General features: G+C 44.9%; 10 protein-coding genes. 3 read left to right on the top strand and 7 right to left on the bottom strand.

Features of this window, described 5'->3' with window-relative positions:
* Nucleotides 1-178: 178 nt before the first annotated feature.
* Together RHM67_RS13310 and RHM67_RS13305 are read left to right on the top strand one after the other, a co-directional pair.
* Nucleotides 179-3,133, top strand: a complete 2,955-nt coding sequence (locus RHM67_RS13310; protein ID WP_322227263.1) for a TonB-dependent receptor — start codon at nt 179-181, stop codon at nt 3,131-3,133.
* A gap of 249 nt (nt 3,134-3,382) precedes the next feature.
* Complete coding sequence (locus RHM67_RS13305) at nt 3,383-4,105, top strand: hypothetical protein (RefSeq protein WP_322227262.1); 723 nt, start codon at nt 3,383-3,385, stop codon at nt 4,103-4,105.
* 176 nt (nt 4,106-4,281) lie between these two features.
* On the opposite strand, the gene RHM67_RS13300 is transcribed toward RHM67_RS13305, so the two are convergent.
* The 6 genes from RHM67_RS13300 to RHM67_RS13275 form a co-directional block, all read right to left on the bottom strand.
* On the bottom strand, nt 4,282-5,532 hold the full coding sequence (locus RHM67_RS13300; RefSeq protein WP_322227261.1) for a sulfate adenylyltransferase subunit 1: 1,251 nt from the start codon (nt 5,530-5,532) through the stop codon (nt 4,282-4,284).
* Nucleotides 5,533-5,631: 99 nt separating this feature from the next.
* A complete protein-coding gene (cysD, locus tag RHM67_RS13295; protein ID WP_322227260.1) occupies nt 5,632-6,537 on the bottom strand; it encodes a sulfate adenylyltransferase subunit CysD in 906 nt (301 codons plus the stop codon).
* Nucleotides 6,534-7,256, bottom strand: a complete 723-nt coding sequence (locus RHM67_RS13290) for a phosphoadenylyl-sulfate reductase (protein WP_322227259.1) — start codon at nt 7,254-7,256, stop codon at nt 6,534-6,536. The genes cysD and RHM67_RS13290 overlap by 4 nt, the downstream gene beginning before the upstream one ends.
* Nucleotides 7,256-8,770 (bottom strand): TSUP family transporter, encoded by a 1,515-nt coding sequence (locus tag RHM67_RS13285; protein WP_322227258.1) that lies wholly within the window; start codon nt 8,768-8,770, stop codon nt 7,256-7,258. The genes RHM67_RS13290 and RHM67_RS13285 overlap by 1 nt, the downstream gene beginning before the upstream one ends.
* Nucleotides 8,748-9,536: a uroporphyrinogen-III C-methyltransferase gene (gene cobA, locus RHM67_RS13280; protein WP_322227257.1), complete on the bottom strand. Its 789-nt coding sequence runs from the start codon at nt 9,534-9,536 to the stop codon at nt 8,748-8,750. Before cobA ends, RHM67_RS13285 begins: the two co-directional genes overlap by 23 nt.
* Nucleotides 9,533-11,626, bottom strand: coding sequence for a nitrite reductase (locus tag RHM67_RS13275; protein ID WP_322227256.1), 2,094 nt, complete (start codon nt 11,624-11,626; stop codon nt 9,533-9,535). The genes cobA and RHM67_RS13275 overlap by 4 nt, the downstream gene beginning before the upstream one ends.
* 556 nt (nt 11,627-12,182) lie before the next feature.
* On the opposite strand from RHM67_RS13275, the gene RHM67_RS13270 reads away from it, so the two are divergent.
* Nucleotides 12,183-12,476, top strand: a complete 294-nt coding sequence (locus RHM67_RS13270) for a hypothetical protein (RefSeq protein WP_322227255.1) — start codon at nt 12,183-12,185, stop codon at nt 12,474-12,476.
* Nucleotides 12,477-12,587: 111 nt separating this feature from the next.
* Here the strand turns inward: RHM67_RS13270 and argS are convergent, their stop codons facing one another.
* Complete coding sequence (argS, locus tag RHM67_RS13265) at nt 12,588-14,357, bottom strand: arginine--tRNA ligase (protein WP_322227253.1); 1,770 nt, start codon at nt 14,355-14,357, stop codon at nt 12,588-12,590.
* Nucleotides 14,358-14,663 lie beyond the last annotated feature (306 nt).

Genomic DNA, 14,663 nt, shown 5'->3' with positions numbered 1-14,663 from the left:
GTTGTAAAAGATTTGATACATTTGTCTACTTATTCTATAGATAATGTATTATTTAATTGCTTCTACATCAGTTTTAATGCCATCAATGCAGCGCCTAACTGCATGCTGTTGTTGTTAAATCCGCCCGGATAACGACACGTAACAAGCTTATTCACAATTTTCTTTCAATCTTCTTTCAATGAAATCTTTTAGAACTTTCTTTAAACTTTTTGTGCTCTTTTTAGCCCTTGTCCCGGGTTTGGCTTCGGCCCAACTGAATGGTAATTACGCCCTTAGCGGTAAAGTAAACGACGACCACGGCCAACCATTAATAGGCATAACCGTAACCATAAAAGGTACCCAGAACCGTACCGCAACAGATACTACCGGTAAATTTACCCTGCAAACAAATGCAAGGCTGCCTTTTACACTTGTATTTACCGGGGTGGGTTTCCAAACACAAGAATTTGTGATCCGCAACGCCAACAGTTCGGTAAATGTGCAGCTATCTACACAGGCACTATTAATAAATGAGGTGGTAGTTACAGCATCCCGCAGGGAAGAAAAACTCTTACGCTCACCTGTGGCTATTGAAAAATTGAGCATAACCGCACTTAAGCAATCGCCCGGCCCCAGCTTTTATGACGCGCTTGAGAATGTTAAAGGTGTGCAGATGACCACCACCAGTATCACACTTAAAGTGCCAAACACCCGCGGCTTTAACAGCCCCAACAACTTTAGGTTTATGCAGCTTGCAGACGGTGTGGATATGCAGTCGGCAACGCTTGGTGTACCGCTTGGTAATGCCATTGGGCCCACCGAACTGGATATTGCGAGCATAGAGCTGACCCCCGGCGCCGCCGCCGCCTTGTACGGTACCAACGCTATCAACGGTTTATCAAACTTGTTTACAAAAGACCCCTTTAAAACGCAGGGACTTAGCTTTTACCACCGCACCGGTATAAACCACGTGGATGGGATAGGCGTTAGCCCAAGCGCCATCAACGAAACGGCCATCCGCTTCGCGAAAGCCTGGAACAACAAGTTTGCCTTTAAAGTGAACGCCAGTTATTTAACCGGTACAGATTGGCAATCAAACACCCGCCTTGATCAAAACCCCGGCAACCTTAAAACGGCTAACCCTGTATATCCGGAACTTACGGGCACAAGCAATGCCGCTTATGACGGCTGGAACAAGTATGGCGATGACGCCCTTGCTGGTAGCAACACGGTATCTATTAAAGGTATCACGGTTGATGGTGTGGCAAGGCCGGCCTTAACCGTTGCCCGTACCGGTTATAACGAAGTTGATTTGGTAGATCCTAAAGTGACCAACCTAAAACTGGATGCTACACTGGCTTACAAAATAACCCCTAACACACAATTATCATATACTTACCGCTATGGCAACATAGATGGTGTTTTTCAACGCGGTAATAAAATATCATTGAATGGTGCATCTGTACAAAACCACAAAATAGAATTAAAAGGAACCGATTTCCTGATACGCGCTTACGAGTCTATCGAAAACACCGGTAAATCATTCAATGTAAAACCACTGGCCGATAATCTTGACCTTAACCACGCCAGTAATTCGGTATGGGGTACCACTTATAAAAATGCGTTAACGGCTTATGCCAATACGCATGGCGGTGCTTTAACATCTGCCAACCTTGCCGCTGCCAATGATGCCGCACGTGCTGCTGCCGATGCGGGCAGAGTGGAGCCGGGTACGCAGGCCTTTAACGATCTGCGACAAACTATCATTGGTATCAATAACTGGGATTTTAAGTCGAGCCTGATCCCCAATGCCCCTGCAACGGGTGGTGCAGCGTTGGTGCAAAAAAGTAAAATGTACAATGCCGAAGCCCAATGGGATTTAACCAAACACGTAAAATTTATTGACCTGTTGGTTGGTGCCGATGTGCGTGTTTATTCTATCACCCCGGATGGTAATAACTTTGTAGACTTTAGCCGTTCCATTGCCGACAGAAATACCGTGTTGCCTGACGGCAGCTTTGGCGATAACATTATCTATAAAAAATATGGCGCCTTCTCGCAGGTTACTAAAACCTTTTTTGAGGAAAAGTTAAAGTTATTCGGTTCTGTCCGTTGGGACCGTAACCCTTATTTCTCCCCTAAATTTACTCCACGTTTAGCCGCGGTTTATTCGCCAACTCAAAACCACAACTTTAGGTTCACCTTCCAGAATGGTTACCGTTTCCCGTCGCTGTTTGAGGCTTTGTCATACGTAAACAACGGCCGTGTTAAACGCGTAGGTAGTTTAGAGTTTATTAACGACGGCTTGGGTTACCTGACCAATAGCTACACCCAACAATCGGTTACCGCATTTAATGCCGCGGTAAAATCGCAATCTACAACGGGCGATGACGCGACAGCTCTTAAAAACAAGAGTTTGCTGCAAGTGGCCAATCTTCCAAAAGCCCGCCCGGAGCAGATAACCTCTTTTGAGGTTGGTTACAAAGGGATTTTCTTTGATGACAAAGTATTTTTGGATATAGATGCCTATGCCAACCGCTATAACGGCTTTTTAGGCCAGGTGCAAGTATTTACGCCAAACAGCTCGACGGTAGGCTCAGACGCAGCCGTATTAGCCATGCTGGACATTAACCGCGACCCAACAACCGCTACAGCTAATAACGCTGCAAGCGCCGGCCAAAGCCGTTACCGGGTTTATACCAACGCTAAAAACGTTTACAATAACTATGGTTCATCTGCAGGGTTAAGCTATAATTTTTACCGCAGGTATACCGTATCGGGCAACGTAAGCTTTAACAAACTGAAGGCACCGCAAACCTCGGATATCTTCGTGACGGGCTTCAACACGCCTGAGTGGAGCGGTAACTTCTCGTTCGGTAACCGCGAAGTGGTGAAAAATGTAGGCTTTAACGTGGTTTACAAATGGCAGCAGAAATACCTTTGGGAAAGCCCGTTGGTAACGGGTAATATACCGGCCATCCACACGGTTGATGCGCAGGTAACTTTCAGGGTTCCGGTTTACTATGCAACGTTTAAAATTGGTGCAACAGATATATTTAATAAAAGATACATCCAATATGCAGGCGGCCCAACAATTGGTGGTTTATATTACGCATCGGTTACGCTGGACGGTTTGTTGAGTGGTGGCAAATAGTTGTTTTAGTTCATAGTTGATGGTTCATAGACGGATTTTTACCATGAACTATCAACCATGAACCAAACGCTATCTCAAAGATCCTATTTGTTTTTTTAGGTATAATTTAGTTTTTCAAAAAGCGGGCGGGCGAGCTGCCCGCTTTTTTTGTGGATAAATTTCCAACCAATCAAAGGGCACATTAATACTAAATAAATTAGTATTAATTAATTATTAGTATCTTTAATACTGATTAAACAAGACTATATAATGGAATTTATAAAAATCCCTGTACCAGATTTCAGCTTGAGCAATTACGTTATAAAAGAAGCCAAAACAATAATTAATACCTATTTGGACGAAGGTAGCATCGATATGTTCTCAAAAGGTTACGAGGAAAACATAGAACTTGTTAAAAATATCGTCCGCGGCAAAATATATGAATATGATGAACTTGATTATAAACTCGTTCTTTTAAGTGAATTATTACTACACTTAGTACAATTAAAAAGTAAGGAGAAGTTTACCCATAAGTTTGTTTCAAATATCGGCGAGGCAAGGTCGGTAAAGGTACGTGATGAAGATTATTACGAGACAATAGAAGATCTGCAATTTTTTCTATATAATCTTGCATCTTCTTTTAATTATAAATTTGATAAAAACACATTTTCAACCGAAGAGTTTATTGATTTAAACAATAAGCTAGATGATATTCTTTATAAACTTGACGAATTAAAAGTTGGTGAAGAAATTCTCTACAATGAGTTTGAAGAACTTACAGCTAAAATTAAGGCTGATTTTGAGGCTTTAAAATCAGATCAACCTTTAGGAAAGAAACGCGTCTATAAACTTATATTAGGTACCATTGGCAGTTACGCTGGAAACAAAGTCGCAGATGAAATATTTGCTCAGCTTCGACCTTGTATTATTGAATTGTTAAAAACACAGGCCCCTCATTTATTAGAAGGTTTCATGAAAATGATAAGATATTAGGTTCAGTTTATAGCCTTTTAATTTTTGTTTCTAATTCTAATAGACGTCCAATAATATTTTTCTCCTCTCTGTTAACTAACATCCCTAAAACGCAAGAACCCTGTACGAGTTGCACTTCGCACAGGGTTTTCTTACCTCACTTAACAGTATATAATAATTGGTTAAAATTATTCAGTTTATTCTACCGACTGGCGCAGCATCAGCGCGCCTACGGTTACATTGGTGCGGCTATCTATAATGATGGCACCGCCGTTTGCTTTGTTTACCTGGTATGGATCAAAGGCTAAAGGCTCGGCCGTTTTTATCACGATGCGACCAATGTCGTTCAGTTTAAAATCTTCGTCGTGTTCTTTTTCCAGGGTGTTGATGTTCACTTTGTAGATCACTTCCTGGATTTTGCAACGTATGGTTTTGGTATTGTGCTGCACCAGGTAGGTCATGGTCGTATCTAATGGACGGGTATCCATCCAGCACAGGTCGGCTTCAATTACGTTTGATAGCTGCGGTTGCCCGGCGCTGTTCACGATAATATCGCCACGGCTGATGTCGATATTGTCCGACAGGTGAACGGTTACCGATGTGCCGGCTAAAGCTTCTTCTAAATTTTTGTCGTAAAGCTCAATTTTTGATATGGTAGAGCTGAAGCCCGATGGCAAAATCGTAACCTTATCATTCACTTTAAACGAGCCGCTTGAAACGCGACCTGCATAGCCGCGGTAATCGTGCAGTTCGTCTGTTTGTGGCCGTATAACCCATTGCACCGGCAGGCGCGCATGAGCCGATGAATCGTCGATAACGATCTCCACGTTCTCTAAATGCTGCAGTAAGCTGTCGCCGGTATACCAGCTGATGTTTGATGATTGGTAAACAATGTTATCGCCCTTAAGTGCGCTCACGGGGATGTAGGTCACATTATCCAGATCAACTTTGGCGGCTAATTTTTTAAAGTCGGCAACAATGTTGTTGAATACTTCTTCGTTGTAATCAACCATATCCATCTTGTTTACCGCAACCACCACTTTAGAGATCTGCAATAACGAAACCAGGAAGGAGTGACGCGTAGTTTGTTCGATAACCCCTTTGCGGGCATCTATCAAAATGATAGCTAAGGCTGCATTGCTTGCACCGGTAACCATGTTACGGGTGTACTGGATATGGCCGGGTGCATCAGCAATAATAAATTTGCGTTTATCGGTCTCAAAGTATTTGTAGGCCACATCAATGGTAATCCCCTGTTCGCGCTCGGCTTTTAGGCCGTCGGTCAATATGGCAAGGTCTATGGTGCCGTCGTCGTTTTTACGGTTAGATGCATGAAGGGCCTCCAGTTGATCGGCCAGGATAGCCTCACTATCGTACAACAGGCGGCCTATCAATGTACTTTTGCCATCGTCTACACTGCCTGCGGTTATAAATTTTAGTATATCCATTGTTGGATTTTAGATTTTAGAATTACGATTTTGGATCTTTTTATTCGGTTAGATTTTGATTTTGCGCATTGCATAAATTCGAAAATCGTCAATCCGAAATTAAAAGTATCCCCCTTTTTTTCTGTCTTCCATGGCGGCTTCACTTACTTTATCATCTATTCGGGCGCCGCGTTCGCTGATCTTGGAGGATGCTATCTCATCGATGATGTCGTCTATCTCAAACGCATACGATTCAACTGCCGCTGTACAGGTCATATCACCAACGGTGCGGAAACGTACGTTCTTATGCTCTATCACATCATCCGCATCCATATTCAGGAACGGCGATGCTGCCATCAGCTGCCCGTTACGGGTGATACACTCGCGCTGGTGGGCAAAGTATATGGTTGGCAAAGGGATGTTTTCGCGGCGGATGTAGTTCCACACATCAAGCTCCGTCCAGTTGCTTATCGGGAACACGCGTACGTTCTCGCCTTTGTGAATTTTGCCATTGTAAATATCCCAAAGTTCGGGGCGCTGGCGTTTTGGGTCCCACTGGCCAAATTCATCGCGTACCGAAAATATGCGTTCCTTAGCTCTTGCTTTTTCTTCATCGCGGCGGGCACCACCGATACAGGCATCAAAGCCATGTTTGGCAATAGTATCTAAAAGAGTAGTGGTTTGCAAAGGGTTCCGACTGGCGTTTTTGCCTTTCTGCTCAATTACTTTGCCTTCGTTGATGCTATCCTGTACATGGCCTACAATTAGTTTTTCGCCGATGCGGGCTATCATATCATCGCGGTAGGTGATGGTTTCTTCAAAGTTGTGCCCGGTATCGATATGTACCAGCGGGAACGGGAACTTGCCCGGGCGAAAGGCCTTTAACGCCAAATGCACCAGGGTGATAGAATCCTTACCACCGCTGAATAATAGCGCGGGTTTTTCGAACTGCCCAGCTACTTCGCGCAGAATATATATGGCCTCTGCCTCTAACTCGTCCAGGTAATCTAACCGGTATTTACTCATTCTTTTAAATCATTTAACGTTACTGCTGCATGTAAACCACACTCTTTTTTACTTTGGTCTTCCCACCACCAGCGGCCGGCCCTAAAATCTTCGCCGGGTTGTACCGCCCTTGTACAGGGCAGGCAGCCTATGCTTGGGAAACCCTTATCATGCAATGTATTGTAGGGTATATTGTATTGTTTGATGTAAGCTTTTACATCATCTAAACTAAAATTAAAAACAGGGTGGAACTTGATCAGCTGATTGCCCTCGTCCCATTCCACATTGTTCATATCCTCGCGGTTTGGCGATTGCTCGGCACGGATGCCGGTTATCCAGCATTGGTTGCCTGCCAGCGCGCGGTGCAAAGGCTCTATCTTGCGGATACCGCAACACTCCTTGCGATTATCAACCGATTCGTAGAAGCTGTTGGGCCCTTTGGCGTTTACCATTTGCTCCAACCTGTTATTGTCCGGATAATAGGCGTGGATGGGCTGCCCGTAGATCTCCATGGTGCGGTTCCATACGTAATAGGTTTCGGGGAAAAGGCGGCCGGTCTCTAAGGTGAAAACTTTTATAGGAATATTGTTAGCGAAGATCATATGCGAGATCACCTGGTCTTCCCAACCAAAACTGGTAGAGAACACGATCTCGCCGGGAAACTGCTCTGCAAGCGCCTGTAGGGCAGCAACAGGGTCTTTCCCGCTCACCAATTGCGATATGTAAATAGTATCGGCCATTAGAAAGGTAGGTGGGTTAAAAAATTAAAAATGCTACGGATACTGATGAGGATAACGATAACCGAGACAGCCATCATAATGGCCTTTGCCGAAATTTTATTGGAAATGCGTGCTGCTACAGGCGATGCCAATGCACTGCCGATAACCAAACCCGCCACAGCATCCCAATGCGAGCTATTAAGCATGGTAATGAACGTTAACGAACCCATCAGCGCGATAAAAAAGCGGGATAGTTTTACTGTACCCAAGGAGAACCTTGGATGACGGCCACCCGCTATCAAAGTAGATAATACGATAGAACCCCAGCCACCGCCGCCAACAGCATCAATAAAACCACCACCAAGCCCTAACAACGGTATGTGTTTGATTTTGGCTGTAGTGCGTTTCTTTCTAAGGTCTAAACCTTTTTTAAAGATAACGATGCCCAATATCAATGTGTAAACCGATACTAACGGTTTGGTGTATTGGGCATAATGCTCTAATGAGGATAATAAATACGCACCCGTTACCGCACCGATGATGCCGGGTAGTAACAGCAGTTTAAACAGTTTCCAGTTTACGTTGCCCATGCGGTAATGCATCCAGCCGGCAATGCCGTTGCTCATGATCTCGGACAAGTGCACACCCATACTTGCCGAAGCAGGCGGGATGCCCATAGAAAGCGAGAATGTAGTAGAGGTTACCCCGTATGACATGCCGATGGCGCCGTCTATCAGCGCGAAAACAAAACCTGCACCCAAAAAGTAGTAAAACATAGGCGAGATGTTCTCCACGTAGTTTTTAAATGACGGGTCTTTTATCCAGAGTGCTATAATGGTTGTTGCCAGGAAACCTACAAAGGTTCCCCAAACCAATAGTTTAATATTGTTATTACTCGGCGCTTTTTTAGGGCCAAGTAATATCTCGGTAACGCGGTTAAGTTCTTTTACCTTATGCGTAAAATCCCCTGACAAGGTGTTGCGCACCTCTGCCATTTGCTGCAGGGTAATGTCCAGCTCGCCGGGTATCGACTGGCTTAAAACTTCTTTTAAACGCTTGGCTATGGTTGGCGATTTACCGTTTGTAGAGATAGCAATCTTGAGGTCGCCTTTTTGTACGATAGAACCAAGGTAGAAATCGCACAACTCGGGTTTATCCGCAACGTTTATCAGCAGCTTACGGTCGTGTGCAGATTGGCGTACGTATTTGTTCAGTTCGCTGTCGTTGGTTGCAGCAATAACAATATCGGCGGCATCAAGGTCGGTATCGGCAAAAGATTTTTGTTTGATAGTTACCTGCAGATACTGGGCGACAAGCGCATGTACCTCCGGTAAAAAATCCTTAGAAATAATGGTAACAGCGGCAGCCGGGCTGTTGTTGAGCAGGGCGGTCAGCTTTTCCAGGCCAACATTGCCCGCGCCAACCAGCACGGTGTGCAGGTTGTTCAGCTTTAAAAACACGGGGAACAATTGGTTACCCTGTGCCTCTGCCGGCCGAACGTCTGTTAAACTATTATCCTTTGGCAACAACGTCATAAACTTCTTTTACCAATTTAAATGTCGGGTGTAAGGAAACCACTTCGCCCAGTATGATCAGCGCCGGAGAGGTGATGCCCTGCTCTGCAGCCAAAGCCACAATGGTATCGGCAACGCCAACAACAACTTTTTCATTAACAGTAGTGCCGCTTTGTATCACGGCAACAGGTAATTGGCCTTTGCCTTCGTTTTTAAAGATCTCTGCAATTTTTGCCAGTTTGTGGATACCCATCAGCACCACAATGGTGGCGTTAGTTTTGGCGGCATCGTACAGGTCGGCAGATATTTTACCATCGGTAGTGGTGCCGGTTATCACCCAAAAGCTTTCGCTTAACCCGCGGTGTGTAACAGGGATGCCTTGCAAACCCGGTACGCCTATAGAACTTGAGATCCCCGGTACAACCTGTGTAGGGATCTTATATTCCGCGGCAAAATCCAATTCCTCGTGTCCTCGGCCAAAAACAAACGGGTCGCCGCCTTTTAAACGTACCACATGGCCGTAGTTTAAAGCGTAATCAACCATCAATCGGTTGATATTGTCTTGCGAGAAAGAATGATCTCCCGAGCGTTTGCCCACGTAAACCTTCACTGCATTGGCCGGGGCAAAATCTAAGATCTCATCGTTCACCAAAGCATCGTACAAAACCACATCGGCAGTTTGCAGGGCTTTAATGCCTTTTAGCGTTATCAGCTCCGCATCGCCAGGTCCTGCGCCAACAAGGGTAATGCGTGGCTCTTTTATATTATTGGGTTCGTTTTGTATCATGATTGCAACACTGCCTCTCTCTTCGTTTTTACGGCTTCTAAAAAGTCTGTTGCCTGTTGTTTGTAAGCAGTGGCAAATTCTTCAGATGGCTCGTTTTTATTTATTTGCAGCACCAGGTCGCTAAAAGTACCCTCAAGGGCAAATTCGCCGGTGGCTACATAATTGTTATCAAATTCTTTTATCACCCCGGTTTGGGTGCTGCTGTTAACGCTTTTATCAAGCAATAACGCCTTAGCCGCGCTAACCATGGTGTTGTAGGAATGGTAAATGGCATCGGCCCATAAACCTTTAGCGTAAGCGCCGTTTGCCCAGCCCAGTTTCTCTTCGCTCTCGAACAACAGCGTAGCTACCAGGTCGATAATTACACCTGCACACTCGCCTACACCAATGGCAGAAACATAAGTTTCCTGATGACCCCAGTCTACAAACTCATCATCTGTAAGGGTGGTCAGGTCGGCCAAAGGTTTTAGCAGGCGGTAGAAATAATCTTTACCCTGCCTGTCGTAATAGGCATGGAATGTTTCCTCTTCTGTAGACAATGTTTTATAGTCATCCAGCACGTAGCGTAAAGCATGTGTAGCGCGTTTAGAGGGCACTTTTATCACACGTTCTGCAGCGCGGCCTTCGCCGTTGCCTACAGTGCCACCGCCAAGCATCACCTGTACAGATGGCAATACTTTGGTGCCCGCTTTAAGCGAACTGCCGTGAAAACCAATATGCGCCAAACCATGCTGACCGCAGCTGTTCATACAGCCGCTGATCTTTATTTTGATCTCGCGGTTGTAGATAAAATCTTCGTACTCGTTGTAGATCACATCCTCCAGCACCTTAGCCATGGTCATGCTGTTGCTGATGCCCAGGTTACAGGTATCTGTACCGGGGCAAGTGGTAACATCAGCCAAACTATCAAAGCCCGGCGCGGCAAGGTCTAAATTGTGCAGACCAACGTATAGGGCGGGTAATGATTCTTTACGGATAAATTTTAACAGTAAGCCTTGGTTTTGTGTAATGCGGATCTCGTCGCCCACATAAGGCTTGATAGCAGCAACCAGTTTGCGCGCGGTATCGGTAGGGATATCGCCAACAGGCACTTTTATAAATACGCCGTAAAAATCCTTTTGCTTTTGCTCGAATACGTTGGTAGCCAGCCATTGCTCGTAACGGTAGGGGTTGGCAATTTCTACATCGCTATAAACATTATCCTCAGGTAGCTGAGGCTGCGGAACGGTATCGCGGTTTATTTTCCAGGTTTTAACCTTAAGGGCGGTGCGCTCCTCTTTTGCAAGGCGAAGCACTTCATCTAACCCGATCTTTTGGATGAGGTATTTTAAACGCGCTTTATTGCGGTTGTTACGCTCGCCATGGCGGTCGAATACACGGATGATAGCTTCGATGTAAGGGATCAGCTGATCTTCCGGCAGGAAATCTTCTACCGGGCTTGCCAAAAAAGGCTGTGCGCCAAGTCCGCCGCCTAAAAGCACTTTAAAACCACGCTCGCCGTTCTCTTTTAGTTTCGGGATAAACCCAAGATCGTGAATATAAGAGTAAGCGGTATCTGCCTCGCTTGATGAAAACGAAATTTTAAACTTACGCCCCATTTCCTGGCAGATAGGGTTCCGCAGAAAATATTCGAACGTAGCCTGCGCATAAGGCGAAACATCAAACGGCTCCAGGGGGTCGATGCCCGAAGTAGGGGAAGAGGTTACATTCCTTACGGTATTGCCACAAGCTTCGCGAAGTGTAATATCGTCTTGTTCCAGTTCGGCCCATAATTGCGGGGTACGGTCCAGGCTCACATAATGGATCTGGATATCCTGGCGGGTGGTTAGGTGTAGGTTGCCGCTGCCGTACTCGTCAGATATATCGGCAATTTTTAAAAGCTGCTTAAAGGTTACTTTACCGAATGGCAGTTTAATGCGCACCATTTGTACGCCCGGCTGCCTTTGGCCATAAACGCCACGCGCAAGGCGCAGGCTGCGGAATTTCTCGTCGTGTATTTTGCCCTCGCGGAACGCGCGGATCTTCCTTTCCAGGTCGATGATGTCCTGTTCCACTATCGGGTTCTCCAGTTCGGTTCTGAAGCTCTGCATATTCGGTACGTAATTTAGTTATCTCAAAAAAAAACCCCTTCTGCTTTGGCTGAAGAGGCGAATATTATCTATTTACACATTTACAGCCATAATCTATCCGCCCACATACAGCAGTTAATCAGGTTGTTATGATATGTAAATCCTATTTGTTTCATTATTATGTTCCAAATATATATATAGTATAGGGGAATAGTAGCATTTATTTGAAAATAGATAGGATTTGATATTGGGATGACGGAATGTATGTGTCATGGTGAGAGCCTGTCGAACCATTAGCCAGGCGTAGGTCTTCGACAAGCTCAGACTTAAATATCATATTTTTTGTCATGCCGAACGATAGTGAAGCATCTAAATAGCATAATGCATTCGTCGACTTGTATGTTGTAGAATAGATTCTTCGCTATCGCTCAGGATTACAAATTGTAAAGAATCCTGCGACGACATGAAAACGTAGTACATCCGCGCCGTTTACCTTTCAGCCTTTACCTTTCACCTCTCCCACAAATAAACCTTTCCAATTCCCAATAGTCTTACCTATCATTAAAACATATTACAGATGAAAACACTATCAAAAATCGGGATGATCGGGGCTATAGCAGGCTCCTTATTCCTGGTATCATGTGCTACAGGGGGTTATGTGAATGAACAGCCGGTAGAACATGTTTACGTTCGACCGGTGGCACCATACGCTAACGCTTATTGGGTACCCGGCGAATGGGTTTACAGCGGCCGACGTTACGTTTACCGCAACGGTTACTATGTGCGCCCACGCGCCAACCGTGTATATGTGCAAGGTAACTGGATACGCGGCTCAAGAGGTTATATGTGGAGAAGAGGGCGCTGGAGATAATCTTTAAAAGAGACAAGATGATTAGAAACAAGACTTAAAAAAAGCCCTTGGCAAAATGCAAAGGGCTTTTATCTTGATTCATTATGTCTTGTTTTCTTGCTTTTCTCCAAACTACATGCGTTCCGGTACATCGATCCCCAACAAACCCATGGCTTTGCTGATGACTTTTGCTGACGCGGCAGACAGCTGCAAACGGAATTGTTTTAAGTTTTCCGTTTCGGCCTGCATAATGGATTTTTCGTGGTAAAACTTGTTGTAGTTTTTAGCCAGTTCATAAACGTAATTTGCAATCAAAGCCGGACTATGATTCGCGGCAGCCTCCCGAATCGTTTCCGGGAATTTGGTTAGGGTCACGATCAGATCGCGCTCCACGCCATCCAGTTCGGTGACATCGTGGGTGCTGTTTTCGGCAGCGTAACCGGCCCTGTTTAGTACCGATTTGATCCGGGCATGGGTGTATTGGATGAACGGCCCCGTATGTCCCTGGAAGTCTATAGACTCTTTAGGGTCGAATAAAAGGCGCTTTTTAGGGTCAACTTTTAATAAAAAGTATTTTAAAGCACCCATGCCGATAGTTCGGTATAATTTGTTTTTATCATCCTCGCTAAAGCCATCCACCTTGCCCATAGCCTCGGTAGTTTCTTTGGCGGTGCCAAACATATCGGCCATTAGGTCGTCGGCATCTACTACGGTACCTTCACGGCTTTTCATTTTACCGGATGGAAGATCGACCATGCCGTATGACAGGTGATACAAGCCCTGCGCCCAGGTTTTACCAAGCTTTTGCAGGATGAGGAACAGTACTTTAAAGTGATAGTCCTGCTCGTTACCTACTACATAAATGGACTCGTCCATCTTGTAATCGTCGTACTTTAATTGGGCTGTACCCAAATCCTGGGTAATGTATACCGAAGTGCCATCACCACGCAGAACCAATTTTTGGTCGAGGCCATCCTCGGTAAGGTCTATCCAAACCGAGCCATCTTCTTTTTTGAAGAACACGCCTTTTGTAAGGCCTTCTTCCACAATATCTTTACCTAATAAATAGGTGTTGCTTTCGTAATAGTATTTATCAAAGTTTACGCCAAGGGTTTTGTAGGTAACATCAAAACCTTCGTAAACCCAGCCGTTCATGGTTTTCCATAGGTTAATAACCGCTTCGTCGCCGGCTTCCCATTCTAAAAGCATTTGCTGTGCTTCTTTAATCAGCGGGGCATTTTTCTTAGCTTCATCTTCGGTCTGGCCTTCTTCAACCAGTTCCTGTATCTGTTGCTTATAAGCTTTGTCAAACCAAACGTAGTATTTGCCCGCAAGGTGGTCGCCTTTTAAGCCGCTGCTTTCGGGGGTTTCGCCCTGGCCAAACTCGCGCCAGGCCACCATGCTTTTACAGATGTGGATGCCACGGTCATTTACCAGATTGGCTTTAATGACATCGTACCCGGCCGCGCTCAGTATTTCTGACAGCGAAAAACCTAACAGGTTGTTACGGATGTGCCCAAGGTGTAAAGGCTTGTTGGTGTTAGGTGATGAATATTCTACCATTACACGTTTGCCATTTGGTTTTGCTGCCGCGAAGTTATCCGTAAGGATGTCGGTATGCAGCGAGTTCAGCCAGTAATTATCGGCAATTACGATATTTAAGAAGCCTTTTAAAACGTTAAAAGAGGCGATTTCGGGGCGGTTTTTTTGCAGATATTCGCCAATTTCGATGCCGGTTTGCTCGGGTCCTTTTCGGGATACTTTGGTGTATGGGAAGGTAACCAGCGTAACCTGCCCTTCAAAATCCTTGCGGGTTTCCTGCAGGTTTACATCTTTGGCGGCAATATCGGTTTGGTATAAATCTTTAACGGCCTTAACAACAGCCTCAATAATAAAATCCATCGCGCAAAATTAATAAATAAGTTCATGGTTGATAGATTAAACTATGCGTTTTTAACTACAGAGCACGCAGAGAGAAAAGCACAAAGGCCACACAGATTTTCTTTGTGAGCTTTGTGTTAAAAGCCACGCAAATCTTAGTGCCCTTTGCGGTTAATTTGATAATTGCAATTATAAACGTGATAAAAATTGGGTGTCCCATTATGTCCCATTCAGAAAGCAGTGGGATACCCCACGTGAAATATATAAAGCATTAATTTATAATTGGTTAAATTTAATATTTAAAAGTATTACTTTAATTAAAATTGA

Origin of the sequence: Mucilaginibacter sp. 5C4, assembly GCF_034345625.1 — a bacterium.
Taxonomy (GTDB): domain Bacteria; phylum Bacteroidota; class Bacteroidia; order Sphingobacteriales; family Sphingobacteriaceae; genus Mucilaginibacter; species Mucilaginibacter aurantiaciroseus.
The sequence above is the reverse complement of the archived record's forward strand: the minus strand, read 5'-3'. Positions and strand labels throughout refer to the sequence as shown.

Bases quoted from the DNA above. Each gene is read 5' to 3' on its own strand.
- RHM67_RS13310 (WP_322227263.1), top strand. From the start codon at position 179: ATGAAATCTTTTAGAACTTTCTTTAAACTTTTTGTGCTCTTTTTAGCC.
- RHM67_RS13305 (WP_322227262.1), top strand. From the start codon at position 3,383: ATGGAATTTATAAAAATCCCTGTACCAGATTTCAGCTTGAGCAATTAC.
- RHM67_RS13300 (WP_322227261.1), bottom strand. From the start codon at position 5,532: ATGGATATACTAAAATTTATAACCGCAGGCAGTGTAGACGATGGCAAA.
- cysD (WP_322227260.1), bottom strand. From the start codon at position 6,537: ATGAGTAAATACCGGTTAGATTACCTGGACGAGTTAGAGGCAGAGGCC.
- RHM67_RS13290 (WP_322227259.1), bottom strand. From the start codon at position 7,256: ATGGCCGATACTATTTACATATCGCAATTGGTGAGCGGGAAAGACCCT.
- RHM67_RS13285 (WP_322227258.1), bottom strand. From the start codon at position 8,770: ATGACGTTGTTGCCAAAGGATAATAGTTTAACAGACGTTCGGCCGGCA.
- cobA (WP_322227257.1), bottom strand. From the start codon at position 9,536: ATGATACAAAACGAACCCAATAATATAAAAGAGCCACGCATTACCCTT.
- RHM67_RS13275 (WP_322227256.1), bottom strand. From the start codon at position 11,626: ATGCAGAGCTTCAGAACCGAACTGGAGAACCCGATAGTGGAACAGGAC.
- RHM67_RS13270 (WP_322227255.1), top strand. From the start codon at position 12,183: ATGAAAACACTATCAAAAATCGGGATGATCGGGGCTATAGCAGGCTCC.
- argS (WP_322227253.1), bottom strand. From the start codon at position 14,357: ATGGATTTTATTATTGAGGCTGTTGTTAAGGCCGTTAAAGATTTATAC.